This window comes from Ignavibacteria bacterium (assembly GCA_015709655.1).
In the GTDB taxonomy this organism is placed as follows: domain Bacteria; phylum Bacteroidota; class Ignavibacteria; order Kapaibacteriales; family Kapaibacteriaceae; genus OLB6.
In genome coordinates, this window is the sequence record CP054181.1 from 2,353,520 (window position 1) to 2,376,548 (window position 23,029).

The window sequence follows — 23,029 nt, forward strand, 5'->3', positions numbered from 1 at the left end:
CCTACGTCCAGTGAATTTCCTTAATCGTTGAATCATCTTTCAGCGCCTGTAATATGTCATTGGCAATCTTACCGTTAATACCAGAAATTGTTAAATCATATACACATTCATGCTCGGTTTTGTCGAGTGTGTAGTTCTCGATCGTGATGTCGGGGCGGTTTAGCAGGTACATGAAAATGCCGGAGTTGCTGGCATTGGGTGCGGTTGTTAAACGGAGCATTCGCCGCTTGAATTTCCTGGAGTAGAAGTGCTCAAACGGACGCAGTGCGTACAGGATAATCAGTGCGATGATGGTTGTGGCAATGGCAGCAAAATACATCCCGCTGCCGGTTGCCAGTCCGATTGCGGCAACAGTCCACAGGCCTGACGCAGTGGTTAAACCATGAACCGTTCCTTGCTTGGAAAACAGGATGGTTCCGGCACCGATAAATCCAATGCCGCTAACTACCTGGGCGGCAATCCGGGAGGGATCCAGATTAACGTTTGCCGTTCCCAGGATGTCAGAAAACCCAAATGCCGATACGATCATGATTAAACAGGCACCAACACAAACCATCATGTGGGTGCGTAAACCGGCCGTCCACTGCTTACGCTCACGCTCAATTCCTACAAGAGCGCCAAGCAGGGCAGCAACAACCAGGCGGGTTGCAATTTCGGATGTTTCAAGCATGGTGTACCTCCTCTGCTGACGTGAAACGGTGTGGTGTTGCAACACGAGTAACGTAGCTAATGGTACGAAAGTACGGACAGAGCCGTTTCCACTATTGCCTGAAATTTCAGGCAAGATGCCATCGGCCGCCGGGGATCTGGCGAATATAGCCGTTCATCTCCAGCTCTGATAACCTTACAAGTGCTTCCGCAATACTACAGTTCCACTGCTGAGCAGCCGTTTCAGTGAAGATTGGGTCAGCACCAAAGAGTTTAACGAGGTCGGTAGGGATCGAGTCGTAACAATGTTTATCAGTTGCAAACTGTTCGTGCATGGTACCTGCAAACAGCGTGTTCAGAACACTTTCGGCCGAGTCCAGAAGCATGGCTTTCCCGGTCTTGATGAGATTGTTGCACCCAGCGCTTCGTGTACCTGTAATGGGGCCTGGAACTGCCCATAGCGGGGTACCCTGCCGGAGAGCAAAATCTGCAGTGATCAGTGCACCACCGGTGAGCTTGCTTTCGACAATGACAACGGCATCACTCAATGCAGAGATGATGCGGTTGCGGGCCGGAAAATATGGCGGCAGGGCTGCAACGGTGATTGGATATTCACTGATTACAGCACCGCCGTGCTCTACAATTTGCTTTGACAAGTGTTGTGCCGACTGAGGCGAAATCCGCTGGTGTCCGCTTGCTATGACGGCAACGGTTGTACCGCGCGAACGCAGACATGCTTCATGGGCAATGGTGTCGATCCCGTTGGCAAGACCGCTAACAATAACACAGCCCGATTTTGTCCACAACTCTACACACTTCTCGGTTACCGGTTTACCATACGATGCCGTACACGATCGGGTGCCTACCACGGCAATAGCCGGTACTGATGATGGCGGAAGGTTTCCGGCTACGTACAGAAGCATTGGCATAGGGTCAGCCACCAGCAGACGCGACGGGAAATCGGGGTGCCACCGGCTGAGAATGCGGACGTTGGCTTCCTGACATTTAGTGATGATTTTCTCAGCTACCTGGTACAATTCAAAATGGAGAATGCCAAGAGATGCCAGTGCGTCTTCGGCCGTAGCATACTTCTCAACAAGCAAACACCGCTGTGCATTGGTAAGTTTTCCAACTAACGATAATTCTACAAGTCGAATCAAGGGCCAGGGTTCAGGTGATGCCATATACCATTGTATGCGTTACAGACAATGGTGTGACACGACTAAAAGCAGCTACATCTGTACAAGGTCATGTTGTATGATTGCGGCGATGGCCGGAAATAAGTCGGCAGGGACGGCGGTACGAAGTTCCTGCAATGCGGTGTCCAACGTATTGCTAAACGCCTGAACAAGCGGCAGGACTTCCTGAACAAGCGGCTCGTCAGAAGGGATCGTTATCTCTGTTTTTCCGAGGTTAATAAGCAATGCAACTAATTCGGCTTCGGCGTCGGACGAGCAGTCAATAACACCACCTACCTTAGCCCCCTTCCAAAGGGTTACATGAGTGCCAAACATTCCCGTGTTGTTTGTGGCGTGTGTTATATCGGCCTCAATTACCATGGTGCGTGTGGTGTTCTTGGGCAGTTGGTTGATGCGGGAGTCATACCACTCCGACATAGCCGTAAGCTTACAGGTGCCGGCAAGCCTGGAGGCGAGTGCCGTGGCAATATGGGCAACATTGGTCTGTTCAGTAAACCATGCCAGCGTTAAGCGGTACAGCCAGAGCTGCTCCTGGGGGGTAAGCGTAAAAATGTGTTCCATCAGCCAACGGTCTAAGCGCCGGCGGTCGCGCCTGATGCCGTCTAACCGTACAGCGTCTGGATTACCGGTGCCGTATTCATCGGCAAGGGTACGTATCGGACGGAACAAGAGCTCACGGTGACGCTGTACATCAATCTGATCAAGTATGGCACGATCCGGAATTAGCAGCTCCCGTGCGTCGCGCACGGTAACATCGGTATGAACAGCATCATTCCGCAACAGCAGGTGGTAGAATAGTCCAACCGTACTGTTTAACCACAGAGCAATGGGACCGGAATACGGAGCATGGTGAACGGTGATTCCAATTGCTGCGTCGGTTACAAAGGCATGGGCAGGGTTCAGAGCAACAATCCAACGTTTACTCTGGGTTTTGGGAATTATCAGGTCGGGCTGAATCAGCTCGCCCAGATGCCACCAGGGTGTACGTTGCTGAAGTGAGGGTCTAAGGTGGATTCCTGCCTCTTCAGCTTCCGTAATGTGCTTGCCAACATTGCTTCCGGAGAAAGTATCCCGCTCTGTACCCAGGACGAGGAGCCTGCGATAAGCCGGAGGGATGCCGTAAATACTTTCAATTTCAGAGTCGGAGGTGATAACGGTATTGTCGATCAGGTTGCCATGGTCGTTGCACCGCTGCCAAAATCTGGATTCGAGGTCTTTGCGGACAATCTCGTCGATCGCTGGCAGAAGTATCTCATTAGCTCCGGTCCGAATACCGTTGTGAACATCAGCAAGAGAAGTAAGAGGGATTAAACGATTAGAAATTTTGTTAATAATGGCAGAGATGTCGTCCGGTGGAATAATTAAATCATCCCACGACGAGTTTGCACCTTTGCTCCGCCGGAGCAGGGTGTGCTGACGCACGTGTCGGACACTTACTTCGGCATTGGTGCGGTTGCGTCCGTTGTTATGCAGGTAGCGGATGTACTGTTGAATGCTCTCAATACGCTTTTGGCCAAATGCCTCTGGTTCGGTTGGTTCAATTACCGTGCTGCGCGGCATTCGTAAACAGGCAAACGAGACCATGTCAGGTTTTGAGGTGGTACCTGTCTCGGCAATTACACAGCACACACCGGCATCAGGAGTGGTGAATGATTCGGCATCAGCAAACAGAATCCATCTGACGCGGAAATTATCCAGCAGCGTAGTGCGGACATGTGCATACAGCCGGCTTCTTAGTGTTTGCATTGGTGTAAACCAGAGCAGTGTGGCGTGCGGCACGCCGGAAATCTGGTGTAAGGCGTCCATAATTTCTTCCGGTGTTCCAGCCAGAGCAGACTCTATCCGCACAGTTGCGCCAGGCACAAGCAGCTGAACACGCTGTTCAATCCTGCCCATTGAGCTTCCGCTTTCAATGATGACAGGGGGCTTTGAACCAGCGTGGATATCCGACGCAATTACTGCAAAGTCAATGGCATCAAATGTCGGCACCGGTATGCCGCGGTAGGCTGCTGCCCAAATCCGAGCCTTCTGTCTGTCAGGTGCCTTATACAGTTCCCACTGACCAGCAAACACTATCTCGCGAACCAGTTCTGAAAACAGCTGCTGAAATTCAGCACGTACCTCAAAGGTTGGAAGTTTCTGTAACTCACTAGCACCGCGGTTATAGGCATCGTGAACATAAGCCTGTACAACGTCCAGCATTAGGCCCACGGAGCAACCGGGTTCCGGAAGATTCATGGGAAGGTCAGCCAGCATCAGCAGATTCGGGAAGTCCTCAATACGCGGGTTGTGACAGCAGCGCGCCAGCTCGGCAAGAGTGTGTTCCGTCCACGACAATCGTAGTGTGGCCGATAATGCCAATGCACGCTGTAGAGCATCGGTAACAGCCTGCTTGTTGCCGGGAGCCATCATTTGGTCTGTATCTGCAACCATAGCCCCTTCCCAAATCCCATGCATAGTAAACTGTGTGCCGGCCTCAGAGTCTCGTTTGGAGGAATAGGCAACAATTGTCCGAAACGTACACAGAATTACCAATTGGGCGCCAATACGGGACGCTGCCGACCGGACTTTGTCGCGCGATTCCTGCACGAATGGGCGTTCCTGGGGCTGAAGAGCCGTCGCAACGGCAATGGGATGGCCATGAGGATCTTTAACAACAAGGAATGTGCCCTGAATTGATGAGTGCAGAGTTACGGTTGCATCAATCATTGCATTGTTTACGGCATCGTGTAAACATGCAGATAACACGTACAGCTCGGGCTTCGTCATACAGTGGCAATCGATGTTACAGTCCGCGCCAGTTCAAGAGCCTGCTCCCTGGTGGGGGCTTCGGCAATGATGCGCATGATTGGTTCAGTATTGGAGCTTCGCACGTGCACCCAGTGTGTTCCCCACGCAGCATGGAGTCCGTCGTCAAACGACAGCCGGGCATCCGAGAACATCTCTGCAACGTTTCTGAGTATTGTTGGCACCATGGTAGTATGATGCAGCTCAATCTTCTGCTTAACCATGTGGTATGCGGGAATTGTGTTGCACAGGCCCCGCAGCGAGATCCCTTTTCGGCGGAGATGGGACGTTATCAGTGTGATGCCAACCATAGCATCACGTCCGCTGTGGCATTCAGGATAGATCACGCCGCCGCTGCCTTCACCGCCAATGACTGCGCCAACGGAACGCATTTTGTTTACAACGTTAATTTCGCCAACAGCAGAGCGGTGAACCACAGCGCCGTACAGTTCGGCAACATCGTCCACCATTCGGGTAGTACTATAGTTTACAACAATGGAAGCGTTTGCGGGATCGGGTATAGCATCAAGGACAGCCAGTGTGGCTAAGGTGACGGTGTATTCCTCACCAATTGGTGTACCGGTTTCGTCAATCAACACCAGCCTGTCAGCATCGGGGTCAACGGCAATTCCCATGCATGCACCAAAGCGGGTAACGGCCTGGGCCAATTCCGTAAGGTTTTCAGGAATTGGTTCGGGTTTGTGAGGGAAGATTCCGCTGCCGTTACAGTTGATGCCGGCAACCGAATATCCTAACCGCTGTAACAGTCTGGGGACAATCACAGACCCCGATGCATTTACTGCGTCAACAGCAACAACGTCAGATTGCAGTGGAGGAAGATTGAGTGTTGCGGGAAGTCTCCGAACAATGCCGATATGGTCATCAATTGCAGTGGTAATATTGTTTACCGTGCCGGCCTGTTGTTCAAGCCTAAGTACACTGGCATCAGTGCCAGCGTATTCCCAGAGCAAACTGCATTTGTCGGGAGAGAGAAAGACGCCGTCAGGCCCGAGGAACTTCAGACCGTTCCATTCTGCCGGATTATGTGAGGCCGTTATGATGATGCCACCAGCGGCCGAGCTTTGTTCTACATTGAGTTGTACAGTTGGAGTTGGTACCGTGCCAAGCACATGCACCGTACGTCCGCATGCCCTCAGGGCGCCCACTACAATATCACGTATCCATTCACCGCTGGGCCGGCCGTCGGTACCAACGCAGATATGGCCGTCAGGCAAGACGGCTGCGGCAGCAACGGCGTGCCGGGCAATAACGTGAGGTGACAAACTTGTACCAAGGGTACCGCGCAGACCAGAGATGGATTGAATGAGAGGCATGTACAAAGTTATACGGTCTATTTCATCATCAGCCGTTCTATTCCGTCGGCAGTACGTGTCAGTGCTGCCGACATATTTTCAGGCCCGTGTTCGGTTATCAGGATATCGTCTTCGATGCGGACGCCGATATTCCACCATTTAGGATCGCAGTCTGCGCCTTCGGGTATGTAAATACCCGGCTCCACTGTTATAATGCTATTTACTTTCAGCGGACCGCCGGTTCCGGCATCGTGAACGTCGAGTCCAAGGTAGTGTGATGTACCATGCATAAAGTACTGCTTAACCTGGTCGTCAGTTGTAATGATACCCAGTTTCTTAAGCCCCTTGGTAATCACGCGTACGGCAGCATTGTGTGGAGCCTTAAAAGGGGCTCCGTTCATGCATGCTGCAATGCCGCTATCCTGTGCTTCAAGAACGATGTTGTAGATGGCCCGTTGCTCTGGCGTAAACCGGCCATTAATGGGGAAGGTGCGCGTGATATCGGCGGTGTAGCCATGGTATTCTGCGCCGCAGTCTGCCAGTACAAGGTCACCCGTAAGCGTTGTCCGCCGGTTTGCGGTATAATGCAGTACGCATGCGTTGTAGCTGCTACCTACGATGCTCGGATAGCCAACATCTTCGGCACCCATTTTTTTAAACGTGTACTCCATCAGAGCTTCAAGCTCATACTCGGCCATCCGGGCTGTGGCATTTCGGATAACGGCTTCGTGACCGGCAATAGTAATTCCAACCGCCTTGCGCATTAATCGTAATTCAGCGGTATCCTTTACTTCGCGCATTGCCGCAAGGGCAGGTATCCGGGTTTTAACCGGCAGGTATCCGAACCGGTCGTGAAGCATTTGGATCGTGGCGATGCCCGGGAAAACGGCAGAGTCTAACAGTGGTAACCCAACCACCGAAGTGGGCCATCCATCAACGTACAGCGAGTCGGGACGTGGTGATGAGCGCAATTCAACGGCAATGCGATCGTGATTGTGCTGGTTACCGGCAACTGTTGATGTTTCCTCGCCAAGGAGGGTGGCAAGTACCGTGGTAAGCTGACTGTACGGGGCTGTAAACTGCAATCCATAGTGTGTTGCTGCCTCAGCAGCACCGGCGGTAATGCCGCTCCAGAGCTCGCGCTGGGGATTACGTGGCCTGACAAAGAACAATTCACGCGTTTCCAAGCCCCCTGCAAAAAAGGGGTTTTTACTCAGTAACAGTGCGCAGTTCGGAAACGGGAAGCCTGTAAGATATAAAAGATTACTATTTTGTCGGTATTCGTAATCAACGTCGTTCTGACGGTTGCGAACATCGGCGGCAAGGATGATGGCGAAACTGTTATCGGGCAGGCTGTCGATAAGCCGCTGCCGGCGCTGTGCATACACCTCTGCAGGAATCCCGTCTGAATCCTCAATGATAAAACGATGTTGGTGTGCGGCACCGTCGGCAACCGTCAGGGCAACAAGGAAGACGACAACCCACACAATCCGATGGGCATGGAAGGGGCTAAGAATGAAGCTCATGTTCGGAGGGATGCGGAGTAGTTCTGGTCTGTTCCTGAATTCGGTGCAGAATGCGGGCTCCGGGCTGAAAGCTAACGTAAAACCACATCCATTCAATCAGAACCTTGAGTCTGTTCCGAAAACTGATCAGAGCCATGATATGAATGGCAGCCCATGCAAACCAGGCAATGAAGCCGGAGGCGCGCAATCTGCCAATCTGCATAATTGCCCGGGCCCTGCCAATTGTTGCCATCGACCCCTTATCGCGGTAGCGGAACACGCGGCTGGACGTTCGTTTCCCCTGTGTTTCAAGAAGGATACTCTCGGCGGCAAATGCGCCCATCTGCATTGCTGTTTGGGCAACGCCCGGAAGTGTGGTCCCACCGGCAACTTCAAAGTGCGCAGCATCACCAATTACGTACACATGGGGGTTTCCGGGAAGCGTCAGATTGGGTTGTACGATTGCACGGCCTAAACGGTCGAGAGGCGTCTGCAAATCGGTCAGCAGTGCCGAGGCGCTGTTGCCCGCGGCCCAGATAATGTTGTGGGTGGTAATTGACTGTGTTGTGCCGTTGCCTTCTACATCAAGATGCGATGAGCTAACGCCGACGACGCGAGTATTTAGCAGAACTTCAACGCCTAATGCTGTAAGCTGGTCCAGTGCGCGTTCCGACAAGTCGGGGTGAAAGGCAGCAAGCAGGCGGGGCGATGCTTCAACCAGGATAACGCGGATATCATCCCTGCTGATGCGAGGGAAATCGGGAAGCATGGTGCGGGCAGAAATCTCAGCAATGGCGCCTGCCATTTCCACACCGGTTGGCCCACCGCCTACGATAACAAAGGTTAGCTTATGTGGTAGCTGCTGCAGTTCAACTATCTGGTCAGCCTCCTCGAACGTCATCAGCAGTCTTGTCCGGATATCCAGGGCGTCTTCAAGAGTTTTTAATCCGGGTGCGTACTGTTCCCACTCCGAATGGGCAAAATAGGAATGCCGGGAACCCGGCGCCACGATGAGTCTGTCGTACTGGTAAATGCCGTTTTGTCCGATCACCGTTGAGCTGTTACCATCAATGTGCTCAACGTTGTCCATGATGACGTGAACGTTCTCTCTTCCCCTAAGGACGGACCGGATAGGCTGTGCCACATCCGCGGCTGACAATGCAGCGGTTGCAACCTGGTACAAAAGGGGCTGGAATACATGGTGATTGGTTCTGTCAATCAGTGTTACCTGAACGCGGTTACTTCGTAGTGCCTTTGCGGCTGCAAGTCCGCCAAAGCCTCCGCCGATAATTACAACCTTGAGTTTTGTTCCGGTTGACATCTTGTAAACTGACGATAAAAGGTGCAACAGCAGGTTTACAAAACTACCACCTGCAGAGGAACCATTCAGATTGTGGCGCAGAGTGTTGCCACATCAACTCTTCGCACACCGGCACAGAGCAGGGCAGTAGCTGCGCTGTTCAGGGTTGCTCCTGTGGTAAAGACATCGTCAACCAGCAGGACAGTGCTGCCGCGCAGACTGGCTGTGCATGCCGACTGAAAAGCATCGGTCATATTGCGTGCCCGCTCAGCGTCAGACAGTGCAGTTTGTGTTCCGGTGTACCGCCTGCGTACCAGAGTTTGGGTAACAGAGCGGTTAAGTGCCAGTGCTACACCCTGCGCTATACACTGTGCCTGGTCATACCCACGTTCGCGTTTACGGGTTTTATGTACGGGTACATAGCTGATATAGGTATTGGTGTGAATCGTGTTAGCCTGAAGCCAGGCCGGCCCCCGCTCCTTAAGGAACTCGCCAAGGTGTTTGCCGAGGTCAACCGCAAGGGAATGCAGGCCACGATATTTAATTGCGACAATAACGTCATTAATTGATGATTCCGGTTCCAGTGCCCACAGGGATGTTGCACTGCTGAATGCGATATCGTCACCACCAATTCTCTTCTGAGCCGTTAGCATGAGTTCGTGGTTTTCGGGGGCAGGTGCGCATGTATCAAGCCCCCGTGTGCTTACATGCCGAAGTGGTGATTCACCCAGCAGTGGTTCTCCGGTAATCAGGCAGTGTTGCGGATACAATACCGTATCTAACGCGCTCAGCAGCGAGCAGCCTGCCTGAGCTACTCGCCGAAAGAGAAGGTCTAATGTTGAAAGCATGACACGTGAACGAAGCTGGTGAACAGTTTCTTCGTAACGTGCGGATAGCCGTGCGGAGTGTGACGCTCAGGTTCAGCTTACCCTGTAAACGGCTGTTTTTGCAATGATATCGTACAGTGCCTGCCTGTTAACGCCCAGCATGGCAAAGTATCCAAAGAAAATTATCAAGCCCAGGAATGAGCCAATGGTACCAACAAAGGCAAGGAATGGTGCCAGGGCCAGAAAACTGCAGACTGATGAGATATTCTTAAGACTCCACCGAAACAAAAGCGTCGGCAGTGAAGCTGCCGACGCATCGGCATTGCATATACGGATGCGCATGATGCGCTTGCCGGGCGAAGCTCCCGTAAGACCTTCAATTAAGCTGTAAGCGATGGCGGCGATGGTTCCCGCCAGCATCATTGCCGGGATGAACTTCGTGGCAAAATCAGATACCTCGGCAGGGACGCCAAGAGCAGAATACACATCCAGGATAGAGTCAAGAGTTTCCTGTGTTTGCTGAGTTGCAGCAATATCACTGTTCATTAAAATAAAAATCAGTAGGATGCTTAACAGCATCGTTCCCAGCATGTCGATAATTGCGGCAACGATGCGTGGACCCGCTCCGATGCGCTCAAGCACCGGCTGATCGTTCGGTACAAAAAAGGGATTTGTTGACATGGTTAATTCCTGCGATACGGATACGAGTAAATTTACAAACCGGCACGCTGTAATACTTCAACAGCTACACTGTATTTTTTAAACGGAGGCATTAGGTAGACGCCATGTACTTTATTCTTCACGGCTGACAGCATTTGGACTGCCAGATGAATGCCGGCGCTGGTGGCCTGTTGCTGCGACTCATTGTTTTCAAGCATGTGCTTGCGAACCCATGAAGGGATATGCATGCCCGGGACTTCAAAATGTAGGAATTCGGCATGGCGCAGATTTCGAAGCGGTATAATGCCAACAATAAATTTAATTGGTATGTTGCTAATCCGCTCCAGGAATGTGTACAGTGCGTCGTCATCAAACACAGGTTGTGAAAACGCTGCTATAGCCCCTTGCTCCGCCTTCTGTGCCAGACGGTCAACTTCGCGCTCAATATCATCGGCGGCGGGATTTACAGCACATGCAATGCTGAACGATGTTGCAGACCCCAACGGGTTACCCATGAGGTCGTTCCCATGGTTCATCCGGTCCATTGCCCTGATCATGCCAATACTGTCCACATCATACACGCTGGAGGCATACGGGAAGTCACCGATATGTGTGGGGTCACCGGTCACCGCCAGAATATTACGCACGTCCAGCTCATGAGCACCCAGCAAATCGCTTTGAAGGCCAACCATGTTGCGGTCACGACAAGCCATGTGGGTGATGCACTGAATCCCAACGGCATCCATAACAAGTCGGGAGATACTAATCGGGTTCATCCGCAGGCGTGCCCGCGCACCATCGCTGATATTCACAGCATCAATCCCATTCGTATGTAGATATCGTGCCCCCTCTATCACCGAGCTCATATCGAGGCCGCGCGGGATATCAAGTTCTACCGTCCGCACAAACTTTGATTGTAAATCAGTGTACCATTGGGTAGGGGGCTTGGGATGTGAGTCAGGTACGGCGTTATGCTCCGTAACCTGTGCCACCGGTGTTTTGCTCCCGACGCTGGCGGATGCTACTGCCTGAGCAATTGCAGCGATATGCTCGACGGTAGCACCACCATCGGCGCCAACGATGCTGGCACCGTGTTCTGCCAGTCTGGTGGCAGCCTGACCAACATACTCCGGGTCTGCATGGTACACCGCCGTCCCGCCAATCATGGTGGGGATACCCACATCCGGGATGGCTACCAGTGGGATTGTATCGTTTGCCAGTGCATCAATGATGCCTACCATTCTTTGCGGACCCACGGTACCATTGCTTCCAAACGCCTGGATACCCAGCCGGGTAATTCGTTTGGCAAATAGCTTCGGGTAGGGTCCCGAGAGGACGGCAGCGTCCTCCGGAAAACTCTTCAAGGCGATAACATCAACATCAGTACTCACAGCGCGTACTGCTGATATTGCGATCTCCAGTTCGGTAATATCGATAAATGACTTCAGGGCAATGGCATCGCAGCCTGCAGAAAGTAGTGATGCTGCCTGTTCCCGGAAGCACTCCACTGCATCGGTGGCATTAAGCGGACCAAGGGGCTGCAGTAAACGGCCGGTAGGACCAATCACTCCAAGCACCGGTACACGTCCGGCCGACGCAGTCCGTGCCAGCCACACACCCTTGCGATTAAGTTCGGCAACCCGTGCGGAGAGCATGACTGATTCCAATGCAAACCGGTTGGAGAACAGGGTATTGGTTTGAAGCAGTGTTGCTCCTGCCTGGATGAAGTCGTGGTAAATACGTTCTACTACCGTGGGTGACGACAGATTATACCTATCGGGCGGACGCTCGGCAAAGCCCCTTTTTGCCAACTCCACAGCCATCGAACCATCGGTAATGAACGGGCGGCTGCCTCGCTTGTTAAATATCATACAGGTTTAGAAAACCGTTCGTCAATCGAAAGGAAGGTAACCGGTTTGAGTATCAGCAGAACGCACCCGGCAATCATTGCCGTGTTCTTTGCCACCTTTAGCCAGCTCACTTCTTCGCCACCCTGGTCACCAAAACATCCGCAGTCTATCTGCAAGCCTTGGATGACGGCATAGGCTACGGCAATGGTAAAAACCACCAGCATTGCACCGCACAACGCGGCAGAGGTGCGTGTTTTAAAACCCAGAAGTAACGCAGTGCCGGTAAGTAATTCAAGCCACGGCAGAATCAGTGCCGTGCCATTGACAGCCCAGTTCGGAAGCAGGTGGTAGTGCGAAATACTGGTGGCAAATGCCAGAGGATCGGCAATTTTGGGTACGGCAGCATACAGGAAGAAGCCACCGATAAAAACCCGAACCACAAATAAAATGATTGGTAATGCTTGCATACGGCAACAAAAGTATTATTTTAATTCTCAAGTTCATGGAACACGTTTGAATTCAATCATTGCACATGAGGGATGCGTATGGATGAATTTGGAGTTGATGGAGAGACTACCGGGCTGTTTGCCCTGATATTTGGGGCTTTGGCACTGTATCTCATTGTAGCCATCGGGGTGTATATTCTTGTCAGTTTTGGTCTTGGCAAGTGTTTTGAAAAAGCCGGTAAACCATTGTGGGCAGCCTTCATTCCTGTTTACAATATGGTTGTTGTGCTTGAAATAATTGGACGTCCCCTCTGGTGGCTTGCCTTAGTCCTCCTTGCTATTATTCCCATTATCGGATCACTGGTGGTCCTTATTCTTTCTGCCATCGTCTGGATTGATTTTGCAAAGAGTTTTGGAAAAACAATGGCTTGGGGAATTCTGATCACGTTTTTTAGCCCGATTATGCTTCCCATCATGGGATTTAGTTCTGACATTGCATACATTGGTCCTGCGGCCAAACAGGGTGGAACATCGAATTTGATATAACACGGAGTAGTACTCCGTTCTCATGCAAGTCATTTGTGACTTAGAATAGTTATTTTTTCTTTCACATTTCAGGAAGGACATGTAGGATGGATGATATTGGACTCGGTGCAGCGGAAACCGGAATATTGGCTGGAGCCTTTGCTGCAATAATGATCGTTGGTCTTCTGGTGTACCTTTTTATTGGCTTTTGCCTTGGCAAATGCTTCGAAAAGGCCGGGAAGCCGTTATGGGCTGGATTTATACCAATCTATAACATCGTAATACTTCTCGAAATTGTGGGAAGACCACTCTGGTGGCTTGCACTGTTCCTTTTGGGATTTATTCCAATCGTTGGCTCAATTGCAGTGTTGGTGATTATGGCAATCCTCTGGATTGATTTTGCAAAAAGTTATGGTAAGGACGTTGTTTGGGGGATTCTTCTACTATTCTTTAATATCATCATGCTGCCAATCATGGCCTTTAGCAAGGAGATAGCCTACGTTGGGCCGTCAGCCAAGTCAGCTGCGTCCTAAATCAGTTTAGATTCGATACAGTGGTTCTGTCTGTTATGAAATGGACAGAACCTTTTTTTTATGATTTGACGTTTTGTTCAATTCCGACGCCGTGGGAATATCGGTACATGGTGCAGCTCCGGCTATGGGGTTCACTGGCACCCGGCAGTGAGTATGATTCCCATGCCATCATTGTTCTTCATTGATTTATCTTCCCTCACTCAGTGTAGAGTACTGACACCGCAGCACTGTAATGACAGAAACGATATTCTTTTGCTGCCGGTGGTACATACAAGAACCCGACCCTACTTGGTAACCGCCAGTGCCCGCTGTATTTGCAGTCGAAGATCTGCAAAGTGACCTTTACTGAACGCATCTGTCCCAGCCCCTTGCAACTTCTTTTCTAACTGCGAGAGGTGGGTTCGTGCAAGGGAGCGTACGTCGGTTGCGTAAACATCAACAAAAAAGTAGCGGGCCCACTCCCCGAGCTTTGAAATATCTGTTTTTTCGGTTTTTGCAATGAGAGCTTCCACGAAGTCACGCTGCATATTGCGTTGATAGTAGTCCGGACTACGCATAAAGTCTTGGCTGAATACCAGCGATTCAATGTCGGCAAGAAGCTCAGAGGCTTTGTACGGTGCCTGATTCTGTGCTTCAAGCGAAAGCATGCGCACCAGTTTATCATTGCTCATGGCGGTGCGGATGTATCGTGTTTGCACTGATGCAAGTTTTTCGGTCAACGTAATCGGATTGAGTATGCTGGTGATGGAACTGTCCAGCAGCCAGAGCGGTGTTTTCACCAAATGTGTTCCAAGCCAGGCAACGGCTGCTTTCTGCTTGGTGCGTGATACAGGCGTGTACGAGATCGGACTGGTGGAGCCAAACACCCGGCGCGAAACAACAACACCGCCGGGGACGTTTGCTACATGACCAACTTCGCGTGAGAACTGTGCCCAGATATCATCCACGCTTTCCGATAAACTCTTGAAGTCGGTGCCGTTTTTATAGGTGGCATTGTAAACGTATCCCATGGCACGCTTCAGATTTGCTATCCCGTACTCGCCAGCCTTCATCGGATCGTCACCAAGATCTTCCATTTGTGACGTAGGATCAAACACCATCCACTGCTGTCCGCCAAAACGTTTATACGGATCGGCTTCTGCCGCCGTTGCCCATGCATGCAGCGAATCCAACTCGTCATCGCTGGTTGTGGCACCGATAATCGGACGGTACCCCCAGAATACCGACCAAACGTCGTACGGACCCACCTTGGGGAACACATCCACATCGTCGCCCGGCTGTGCAATGTAGTTGTACCGTGCATAGTCCATAATTGAGGGGGCTGTACCATACGTGGCACAGAATGTTTTTGATCGAAGTGAATCTACCGGGTAAGCACTGCTGGCACCCATGTTGTGGGGTAAGCCAATGGTATGTCCGAACTCGTGTGCCGCTACCGTGGCAATGAGTTCGCCCATCAAACTATCGGGATACGGCAGGGTATGCGACCGCGGGTCGCTGACAGCCTGGGCAAAAAACCAGCCTGTTTGCAACTTTAAAATGTTGTGGTACCAGCCAATGTCGCTCTCAATGATCTCACCTGTTCGCGGATCGTGAATGTTTGGCCCATATGCATTTTCGATTGGCGACGGATAGTAACGAATAACACTATAGCGGGCATCTTCGGCTGACCACGTAGAGTCCTCCTCCGGAGAAGGCGGGTCCAATACCCGGACTGCGTTTTTAAAGCCGGCCTTCTCGAAGGCTGGGTTCCATGATTCGATTCCTTTTTTAAGCCACGGACGCCACTGATACGGGGTTGCCGGGTCGATGTAGTACGTGATAGGCTTAATTGGCTCGACCAGCTCACCACGCAGAAAGGCTGCTGTGTCGGACGGTTCGAGACGCCACCGCAGGATGTAGCGGCGCGTGACAGCTTCCGGTTCGGGTCTGCCGTAATCGGTTTGCCAGAGCGAGAAGTAGCCTACACGCGGATCGGCCAGGCGCGGTATCATCGGTTTTTGGGGTAGTTCTACCATGCTGTGATGGATAGAGAATGACATGACCTGCGACGAGGGATTCTGAGGGGGCTCTGATGCAGCAAAGGTGAGAACATTTTCAATTTCGATATTCGCAGGGAAGCTGCGCACGTAATCTACGTATGACCTCTCCTTAAACAACCTCGAAATCTTGTACTGCTTGCGTATGCCAGAACCCGGCGTAAGCAGACTTACATCGTCTGTAAACAACCCGGTAACGTTAATCACCACGTTTTGCGAATCGGTACTAAAGGCCTGTATCGGAAATGCCTCGATGATCTCGCCAAAATTGGCAGCCTGTACTGCCCGGTAAATCGCAGCAGTATCAGGTGCAACATTTTCATAGCTGACGGTGCGCAGCAGAATCTTATCGAATTTGCGCTCCCATTTAATCACCGACGTATTCAGCTCTTCACCGCCATAACCAACCTGTGGCGTCTTTGAAATCCTACTCACAAGCAAGTACTCCTGGTTCAGCCGGGAGACCGGAATCTCGAAAAAGATTTTTTCACCGATACGGTGGACACTAAATAATCCAGGTGTAGAAATCGCTTCCTTGGTAATGACCTTTGCGTACGGCTTGAATCGTGCACTCTTGGCTGCCGAATCAGGTCCGTCGGCAGAAGTTTTGGTTATTGTTGAGGTTGAGCTGCATCCTGCCACTATCAGAAATGCAAGGCCAAACAGGGAAGCAAGAGAAGCTGTGTTAATGAATTTCATGAATGACATCTGCCTTGGGGGTCTCGCAAAAAAACACTCAAGCTACTGCATATCTCCCAGTTTGCCAAGATTAACCATGGAATTTAGACGGTAAAAAAAAGATGCCCGGCGCTTTGGGTGGGAGGGACTTGGTGCAGCCGGGCATCGGATAAGCGACGTGTAGCTGTGAGGGCCGGATCGGGGTAGAAATGCCACACGTCTGCTTCGGGGGAGGCTAAGTTGTCAATTGTACCTGTAAAGACATCATGAGAATGATATTGTTACAGTTACAAGTTGAGCGACGCACAAGAAAAACCAAAATTGTATGAAATTTTTCTTTGATAGCTTTGAAGTATGATACCACCAAGCGGACTTTGCGTGGGGTTAGACCCCGACATTAACCGTATGCCACTGAAATATCAGTCGGTTGCAGCAATCCCGGAGTTTCTTGATACCATCATTCGTGCCACTCAACACGTAGCTTCTGCCTATAAGATCAATACAGCTTTTTTTGAACAGTATGGTCTTGAAGGTATTAAAGCTATGTTCAAAACGCGCGAGCTGGTAGGAAGTTCCTTCTGCATTATCGATGCAAAGCGGGGCGACATTGGCAACACGTCGGGAGCCTATGCACGAGCATTGTTTACCGAGCTCAGGGCTGATGCTGTTACCGTAGCCCCCTACATGGGGAGCGATTCGATTCAGCCCTTCTTGGATACCGGGTTTACGTATATTTTGGCACTGACCAGTAACGTGGGATCGGCTAACTTCCAGCTTCGGCACACCCGGAGTGCCGACGGATCGGTGCAAGAACTCTACCGATGTGTTATGGATACCGTGTTGCAGTGGCCTAACTCCAGAAATGTGGGCTTCGTTGTTGGTGCTACCCATTCGGAGCTCCTAGCCGAGATTCGAAGCGCCTATCGGCAGGTGCCATTTTTAATTCCGGGTATTGGGGCGCAGGGGGCTTTGGCAGACGAGGTAAAGAAAGCTAACGGGGGTGCACCGGCATTGTTCAATGTTAGCCGGGCAGTGCTGTATGCCGGAACAGACCAGGATTTTTGTCTGGCTGCATGTGCGGCTGCAGAACAGTTTGCTGCAGAGTTATCGCCCAACCCGTAGTCCACACACCATGGAGCAGATGAGCTTCATCGTCACACCGTTTGCCGTGAGCTATACTTATCGTCATGGCAGTTACCGATTTACCCGAGCGATTGCTGCAGCAGGCAGTACACCTTGCCCTTACTGAACCGTCGCGCACGTGGGAGTGTACCAACGGCGATACCATCCAGGTTATAGCGGCCGGTTTACCAAATGTGTATGCCGGCCCCGACTTTTCCGACATGGCGGTGCTACATCACGGTACCGTGGTTGTTGGCAACGGCGAGTTCCATGTTCGCGAATCAGACTGGCTGAACCACAATCATACCGGTAACCCTGACTACGAGCATCTGCTCCTGCATATCGTCATGGTTCGTGATACGCCGCTTCCAGGAGTGGCCCGGTGGACTCTCCAGGTACCCGCTGCCGATGTTTCGGATGCTCTCCGGCGTCAGCGACACTCCAAGGTTACTACCGTTGCTGATGTTGAAGAAATCCAACATTTCGCTCTACTCCGGCTGATGCGGCAAACAGCCACAGCACGCCAGGCCATTAAGCGTGTAGGGAAGGCAGAAGCGCTGAAGTTCATGGTAGCCGGGTGGACGGCCCGGTTGATGGCGCGCCGGCACCGTCCGCTCGATACTGCACTAATGCGAAGTCTTCGTACCGCCATCGTTGCCTCGCCACTCGGCAGTCTGGTAGCCGAAATCGAAACAACACCTGCCCCGCATCTTGTGCTCATGCTCCAGTCTGCCGAGCGTTACCCAATTGCAGCCGAGGGAATTGGGGTACGCCGCGAGGTTGTTGTTAACGTTATCCTTCCGGCTCTGTGTGCCGCAGCCACTCAGGAACAGCGCGTAGTTCTGCTGCAGTGGTACTGGAGTACACCGGCAATCCACGCCTATGCAATTCTGCGTCAGCGTTTTGCCAACCAGTCACAGCACTACGTATGGCAGCAGCAGGGCATGCTGGAGTATTTGCGAATGCATGGCAAACGTATCTCTACCTGTGGCGAAACATTGCGCAGTTACGGTGTTGATGGTATTCTTGAATTTATCAGAGCCTCCGGTGTAGCGTGAATAACTTCACGATATCCGAGTAACGTAACACCATATCTTTGTGATTCACTTTGGAGTCACTATGAAGACTGTACTGATCACGGGAGCAGGCGGAGAAATGGGACACAGCCTGCTGGAGGCATTCCATAAGGCAGGTAATGTTCGAGTTGTTGGTATGGACCTGCACCCACTCAACGAATCAGTAGCCGACTATGTAACCGAATTTATTCAGGGCGATATTACAGCTCCTTCTGTTCTGGGACAGTTGGAAGTATTTGATTATGATGAAGTTTATCATCTTGCCGCCCTGCTTTCTACCAGTGCTGAGCGAAACCCCGAGCTTGCCCACCATGTAAATGTTGACGGCACCATGAATTTGCTTTCCATGACTCGCAGGATCGGTGTCCGTACAGGGAAGAACGTTAAATTTCTCTTTCCCAGTACCATTGCGGTGTATGGTTTGCCCAACATTGTCGTGAAGAACTCAGCCACGCCGGTACTGGAAGACGAGTTCCTGAACCCCATCACCATGTATGGTGTGAACAAACTATACTGCGAAAATCTTGGCGCGTATATGTCGGATCGGTACGGACAACTTACCGGTGCCGATCCATCACGTGGTGTTGACTTCCGTGCACTCCGGTTCCCCGGGTTGATTTCAGCAACCACCATCCCCAGTGGTGGAACCAGCGACTACGCTCCCGAAATGATCCATGCTGCCGCACAGGGTAAGTCGTACGAATGCTTTGTCCGTGACGATACCCGTATCCCGTTTATGGCAATGCCTGACGGCGTGAAGGCTTTACTCACATTGGCTCAAGCCCCTTTAGAATCACTGCGCCGGAGGGTTTACAACATCAACGCATTTTCGCCAACGGCCTCCGAGATTGCAGGTATGGTTCTGGAATCGTTCCCGGATGCGCAGATTACGTATAAGCCGCATGAGATCCGGCAGCGGATTGTTGACAGTTGGTGTGCCGAAGTGAATGATACGGCTGCCAGGGCTGACTGGGGATGGATGCCTGACTATGATTTCCGGCGGACGTTTTCTGACTACCTTGTTCCAATAATCTCGAGTGTGTACGCATAGGTGAATCCAGCATCGGCATCCCGGGGTAATGAATTAGGCTCGCAAACGTCGGCCTACCTCCTGCAACATGCCGGAAATCCCATTCACTGGAAGGTGTGGGGTCCGGATGCCTTTGAATGCGCACGCACAGACGACAAGCCTGTACTGGTTTCGATTGGCTACTCCACATGTCACTGGTGCCACGTCATGGCCCATGAGTCATTCGAAGATGCCGAGGTCGCCGAGTTTTTGAATAATAACTTTATATGCATAAAAGTTGATCGGGAAGAACGTCCGGATATCGATGCGCTGTATATGCATGTGTGTCAGGCAACAACCGGACATGGCGGCTGGCCGCTAACGATCTTTATGGATGCCGATCAGCGTCCGTTCTTTGCCGGAACCTATTTCCCGCGGCATACTCACCCGCAGCGTTTGGGTTTTCTTGACCTCGCTGCTCGCCTGAGTCACGTCTGGAAAACACGTCGCTCTGAGATTTCCAAGACTGCGGCCGACCTCCTGGAGTTAATGCAAAAGGCTGCTGTCCAGGATTACAGTGCCGACCTTGACCCCGAAGCTCCGCTGCGTGCAGCCGAGAATCTGCAGCGCATGTTTGATGCCGATCACGGCGGGTTTGGTCATGCCCCCAAATTTCCGTCACCTCACCTGTATATGCTCCTGTTGCGTACAGCGCGCAGAACGCAGAACCACCACCACCTGCAAATGGTTGTACAGTCGCTGCGAGCCATGCGGGCAGGCGGGATTTTTGATCAGGTAGGTTTTGGCTTTCATCGCTACAGCACCGATGCAGTGTGGCATGTGCCTCACTTTGAAAAAATGCTGTACGATCAGGCAATGCTGATGGTTGCTTTTGCCGAAGCGTGGCAGGCCTCAGGTGACCCCGTGCTGCGTAACACGGTGTACGAGATTGCCGAATTTGTTCAAACAACGCTCACGGTAGAGAGCGGAGCATTTGCCTCGGCTGTTGATGCTGACAGCGGCGGAGCAGAAGGAGCGTTCTATGCCTTTTCTGCAACTGAACTGGGACACATTTCGCCTTTATTTGCCACTGACGGATGGCTGGCTGAAATGTTCGACGTGCGTATGCAGGGCAATGTTGATGATGTGCTGGAAGGGACTGAGACAAACGTGAACCTGCTGCACACAAAGCCTGAGTGGCTGGACAATCTGGTGCAGCATCCCGAATGGCGTACCGCCCGGAAGCAAGTGCTTGAATACCGCAGCCGGCGTGAACATCCGTTTACTGACACAAAGGTGCTTGCAGACTGGAACGGACTAATGATATGGGCACTTGCAAACGCGGCAAAGGCTTTTTCGGAACAGGAGTTTCTGAAAATGGCTGAAACTGCTTACTCGGCAACCGAGGTGCCTGATCATCTTCTTGACAACTGTGCCATGATGGCTACGGCTGCAATAACGTTGTATCAGGTTACCGGTAAAGATCAGTACCTTCACGATGCCGTTCGACTGGCAACAAAGATCCGTGAGCGTTTTGTAATGGCTGACGGTGGCTTGCGAATGGTTTCGAACTCGGTTACCGATATCCCGGTGGCACCGCGCAGTGTGTATGACGGTGCCTATCCATGCGGAACCAGCATGGCTGCATACCTCTTTGCGCAGCTGGGTGCCGTACTTGCTGATGATACGTATACCGGTTTTGCCCGCGACATTGTGAGAAGCGTTTCAGGTGTAATCAAACAGAGTCCCGATGCCATGGCAATGATGCTTTGCGTGGTGGATTTTTTAACGCACGATGTGCTGCAGGTAGTTACCGAACCCAACGGTACACCGGCTTTTCGCACCGCAGTTGTCGCTGAGGTAGGGTCACGGTTTTTACCGCATATCGTACTGCAGCATCAGGTAGGACGGAGTCAGGTGACTGATTCTGATACTGCTTCTGATACTGCTTCTGGTGCAGGTGTTCATCTCTGCACTGCTGCTTACTGTGAATCATCGCTTGCAAGTATTGCCGAGCTTGCTGAGCGGTTAGATGCCGAGGTGCAATAGTGTCGGTACTTCTGGCAGCAATTCAGATTGGTGGTGTGCTGGGCTTCTTCCACCTGTTTGCTATCGGCAGTTACGGCTTTACCGTCTCGGAAGCCCTCCTGATTGTTATTGCCATCATTCTTGCATATCGTACGCTATGGCAGGGGAAACCATTGTACATTCCCCAAAGCCGTGAGATGCTGGCCTCTGTGCTGTTGTGGTGTGCCTTTGCCGCCTCCACGTTTGCTGTGTTAGTGAGCACGCGTGATCAGTTCATCATACAGTCAGCGAAGTCGTTTTTTCATTTTACCTACATCTGGATAGGATGCATGCTTCTTGTTCTGTTGCGTCCGTCGGCCGAGAATCTGATAACCGCTTTCCGCGTGAACCTTGTTATTGCGCTGCTTGCAGCCGTTTACGCAATGTATCAGCTTCCGGCACGGATCCTGGATTTACCATTCGGGTGGATTGAAATTTCAAACGCCTCATTTTCCCGTGGACTGGGTGATGAACAGGTAGAAACACAGCTGGCACTCCAGTTTGGGAATTTTATCCGTGCAACATCGTTTTTCTTTGAACCGTCGGCTCTGGCCGCATACAGCTCGTCTGCCTTGTTCCTTGTGATCGTACCATTCTTCCGACGATCCGCTGCCCTGTTTACGTCGAAAGTCTGTATCTGGACGATTATCGTATGCTTGCTGATAGCCTTACTGCTTGCGTTCAGTTTAACCGGTGTAATGCTGTTGCTCTGCGGATCGGCCGTAGCAGTATTGCTGTACCCGAAAACAGCACCAGTACGGTTGCTGATTGGTGTCACGGCCTCAGCCGTCGTTGTTCTTTCGGTAAATATTTTTATTACATATCTGACTGAGATGAATGTGCTGAGCCTATTCCAGAATCGAATTACGTCGATTGTCACCGGGAAGGCTGCTGATCAGATTGCGGTTGATGATATCTCGGGTGAATCGTATCGGCAGCGCACATCCGACTATCGTCTGGGGGTCATGGCATGGCAGCATAGTCCGCTCCTCGGTGTTGGTATTGGTTGTTTCTCCCTCACGCCTGAAGGACGCCGTTATAACAGCCCCTTCCTTTCATCGGTTTACCCGTCGGTCCTTGCCGAGGCAGGTGCCGTGGGATTTTTGATACTGATTCTGTTCCTCGTGTTCATGATTACCGGCACATTTGGCGATAATGCCCGGTGGGAGCGTTTGAATGGAAAGGAAAAACTTCGTACGGATTTGTTTGCATTTTACCTTCCGTTTAAGACGGTATTTGTTGTGTTCCTGGGTTTTACCGGCAACATGATCGTATCAACCTCGTACTGGGTTGACGTTGCGTTAATCATGGCCGGACAGAATGTGCTTCGTGATACCCTTGGAACCAGCACGTACAAGGAAATAAACGTGCTTACGATATCGCTTAAGGACCGTCTTCGGAATTCATTATTGAAAGGGGCTAGGGTTGGCACTCATACTTGACGG

Annotated in this window: 18 protein-coding genes; 7 read left to right on the forward strand and 11 right to left on the reverse strand. The window is 51.6% G+C overall.

Going from position 1 to position 23,029, the window contains the following annotated elements:
• Nucleotide 1: 1 nt before the first annotated feature.
• The 10 genes from HRU79_09470 to HRU79_09515 all read right to left on the reverse strand — a co-directional run bounded on the left by HRU79_09470 (nt 2) and on the right by HRU79_09515 (nt 12,556).
• The gene (locus tag HRU79_09470; GenBank protein QOJ26859.1) at nt 2-670 is read right to left on the reverse strand and encodes an MgtC/SapB family protein; all 669 of its coding nucleotides are present in this window, start codon (nt 668-670) and stop codon (nt 2-4) included.
• A gap of 106 nt (nt 671-776) precedes the next feature.
• Nucleotides 777-1,808 carry a DNA-protecting protein DprA gene (gene dprA, locus HRU79_09475; GenBank protein ID QOJ26860.1) on the reverse strand — a complete coding sequence of 344 codons (1,032 nt, stop codon included), beginning with the start codon at nt 1,806-1,808 and terminating at the stop codon, nt 777-779.
• 72 nt (nt 1,809-1,880) lie between these two features.
• Nucleotides 1,881-4,616: a hypothetical protein gene (locus tag HRU79_09480; protein QOJ26861.1), complete on the reverse strand. Its 2,736-nt coding sequence runs from the start codon at nt 4,614-4,616 to the stop codon at nt 1,881-1,883.
• Nucleotides 4,613-5,968: a phosphoglucosamine mutase gene (locus tag HRU79_09485; GenBank protein ID QOJ26862.1), complete on the reverse strand. Its 1,356-nt coding sequence runs from the start codon at nt 5,966-5,968 to the stop codon at nt 4,613-4,615. The genes HRU79_09480 and HRU79_09485 overlap by 4 nt, the downstream gene beginning before the upstream one ends.
• A 17-nt stretch (nt 5,969-5,985) precedes the next feature.
• Nucleotides 5,986-7,473, reverse strand: a complete 1,488-nt coding sequence (locus tag HRU79_09490) for an aminopeptidase P family protein (protein ID QOJ26863.1) — start codon at nt 7,471-7,473, stop codon at nt 5,986-5,988.
• Nucleotides 7,457-8,773: an NAD(P)/FAD-dependent oxidoreductase gene (locus tag HRU79_09495; protein ID QOJ26864.1), complete on the reverse strand. Its 1,317-nt coding sequence runs from the start codon at nt 8,771-8,773 to the stop codon at nt 7,457-7,459. The genes HRU79_09490 and HRU79_09495 overlap by 17 nt, the downstream gene beginning before the upstream one ends.
• A gap of 65 nt (nt 8,774-8,838) precedes the next feature.
• Nucleotides 8,839-9,600, reverse strand: coding sequence for a ComF family protein (locus tag HRU79_09500; GenBank protein ID QOJ26865.1), 762 nt, complete (start codon nt 9,598-9,600; stop codon nt 8,839-8,841).
• Between the two features lie 72 nt (nt 9,601-9,672).
• Nucleotides 9,673-10,260, reverse strand: a complete 588-nt coding sequence (locus tag HRU79_09505) for an RDD family protein (protein ID QOJ26866.1) — start codon at nt 10,258-10,260, stop codon at nt 9,673-9,675.
• Nucleotides 10,261-10,292: 32 nt separating this feature from the next.
• On the reverse strand, nt 10,293-12,110 hold the full coding sequence (locus tag HRU79_09510; GenBank protein ID QOJ26867.1) for a bifunctional homocysteine S-methyltransferase/methylenetetrahydrofolate reductase: 1,818 nt from the start codon (nt 12,108-12,110) through the stop codon (nt 10,293-10,295).
• Nucleotides 12,107-12,556, reverse strand: coding sequence for a DoxX family membrane protein (locus tag HRU79_09515; protein ID QOJ26868.1), 450 nt, complete (start codon nt 12,554-12,556; stop codon nt 12,107-12,109). The genes HRU79_09510 and HRU79_09515 overlap by 4 nt, the downstream gene beginning before the upstream one ends.
• Nucleotides 12,557-12,634: 78 nt before the next feature.
• On the opposite strand from HRU79_09515, the gene HRU79_09520 reads away from it, so the two are divergent.
• Complete coding sequence (locus tag HRU79_09520) at nt 12,635-13,081, forward strand: signal peptidase I (protein ID QOJ26869.1); 447 nt, start codon at nt 12,635-12,637, stop codon at nt 13,079-13,081.
• A gap of 86 nt (nt 13,082-13,167) precedes the next feature.
• A complete protein-coding gene (locus HRU79_09525; GenBank protein ID QOJ26870.1) occupies nt 13,168-13,593 on the forward strand; it encodes a signal peptidase I in 426 nt (141 codons plus the stop codon).
• 284 nt (nt 13,594-13,877) lie between these two features.
• On the opposite strand, the gene HRU79_09530 is transcribed toward HRU79_09525, so the two are convergent.
• Entirely contained in the window at nt 13,878-16,331 is a 2,454-nt protein-coding gene (locus tag HRU79_09530) for a zinc-dependent metalloprotease (protein ID QOJ26871.1), read from the reverse strand.
• A gap of 333 nt (nt 16,332-16,664) precedes the next feature.
• Between HRU79_09530 and pyrF the strand changes: the two genes are divergently transcribed.
• From pyrF to HRU79_09555, 5 genes are all read left to right on the forward strand, one after another.
• Nucleotides 16,665-17,432 carry an orotidine-5'-phosphate decarboxylase gene (gene pyrF / locus HRU79_09535; protein QOJ26872.1) on the forward strand — a complete coding sequence of 256 codons (768 nt, stop codon included), beginning with the start codon at nt 16,665-16,667 and terminating at the stop codon, nt 17,430-17,432.
• A gap of 65 nt (nt 17,433-17,497) precedes the next feature.
• Nucleotides 17,498-18,490 (forward strand): DUF2851 family protein, encoded by a 993-nt coding sequence (locus HRU79_09540; protein QOJ26873.1) that lies wholly within the window; start codon nt 17,498-17,500, stop codon nt 18,488-18,490.
• Nucleotides 18,491-18,551: 61 nt separating this feature from the next.
• Nucleotides 18,552-19,559, forward strand: coding sequence for an NAD-dependent epimerase/dehydratase family protein (locus tag HRU79_09545; protein QOJ26874.1), 1,008 nt, complete (start codon nt 18,552-18,554; stop codon nt 19,557-19,559).
• Nucleotides 19,560-21,566 carry a thioredoxin domain-containing protein gene (locus HRU79_09550; protein QOJ26875.1) on the forward strand — a complete coding sequence of 669 codons (2,007 nt, stop codon included), beginning with the start codon at nt 19,560-19,562 and terminating at the stop codon, nt 21,564-21,566.
• Nucleotides 21,566-23,026, forward strand: coding sequence for an O-antigen ligase family protein (locus tag HRU79_09555; GenBank protein ID QOJ26876.1), 1,461 nt, complete (start codon nt 21,566-21,568; stop codon nt 23,024-23,026). The genes HRU79_09550 and HRU79_09555 overlap by 1 nt, the downstream gene beginning before the upstream one ends.
• The last annotated feature ends 3 nt before the right edge of the window (nt 23,027-23,029 follow it).

Coding starts and splice junctions, on each gene's coding strand:
- HRU79_09500 (QOJ26865.1), bottom strand. CDS start 9,600: ATGCTTTCAACATTAGACCTTCTCTTTCGGCGAGTAGCTCAGGCAGGC.
- HRU79_09485 (QOJ26862.1), bottom strand. CDS start 5,968: ATGCCTCTCATTCAATCCATCTCTGGTCTGCGCGGTACCCTTGGTACA.
- HRU79_09505 (QOJ26866.1), bottom strand. CDS start 10,260: ATGTCAACAAATCCCTTTTTTGTACCGAACGATCAGCCGGTGCTTGAG.
- HRU79_09515 (QOJ26868.1), bottom strand. CDS start 12,556: ATGCAAGCATTACCAATCATTTTATTTGTGGTTCGGGTTTTTATCGGT.
- HRU79_09470 (QOJ26859.1), bottom strand. CDS start 670: ATGCTTGAAACATCCGAAATTGCAACCCGCCTGGTTGTTGCTGCCCTG.
- HRU79_09520 (QOJ26869.1), top strand. CDS start 12,635: ATGGATGAATTTGGAGTTGATGGAGAGACTACCGGGCTGTTTGCCCTG.
- HRU79_09530 (QOJ26871.1), bottom strand. CDS start 16,331: ATGAAATTCATTAACACAGCTTCTCTTGCTTCCCTGTTTGGCCTTGCA.
- HRU79_09490 (QOJ26863.1), bottom strand. CDS start 7,473: ATGAGCTTCATTCTTAGCCCCTTCCATGCCCATCGGATTGTGTGGGTT.
- pyrF (QOJ26872.1), top strand. CDS start 16,665: ATGATACCACCAAGCGGACTTTGCGTGGGGTTAGACCCCGACATTAAC.
- HRU79_09545 (QOJ26874.1), top strand. CDS start 18,552: ATGAAGACTGTACTGATCACGGGAGCAGGCGGAGAAATGGGACACAGC.
- HRU79_09525 (QOJ26870.1), top strand. CDS start 13,168: ATGGATGATATTGGACTCGGTGCAGCGGAAACCGGAATATTGGCTGGA.
- HRU79_09510 (QOJ26867.1), bottom strand. CDS start 12,110: ATGATATTTAACAAGCGAGGCAGCCGCCCGTTCATTACCGATGGTTCG.
- HRU79_09480 (QOJ26861.1), bottom strand. CDS start 4,616: ATGACGAAGCCCGAGCTGTACGTGTTATCTGCATGTTTACACGATGCC.
- HRU79_09540 (QOJ26873.1), top strand. CDS start 17,498: ATGGCAGTTACCGATTTACCCGAGCGATTGCTGCAGCAGGCAGTACAC.
- HRU79_09495 (QOJ26864.1), bottom strand. CDS start 8,773: ATGTCAACCGGAACAAAACTCAAGGTTGTAATTATCGGCGGAGGCTTT.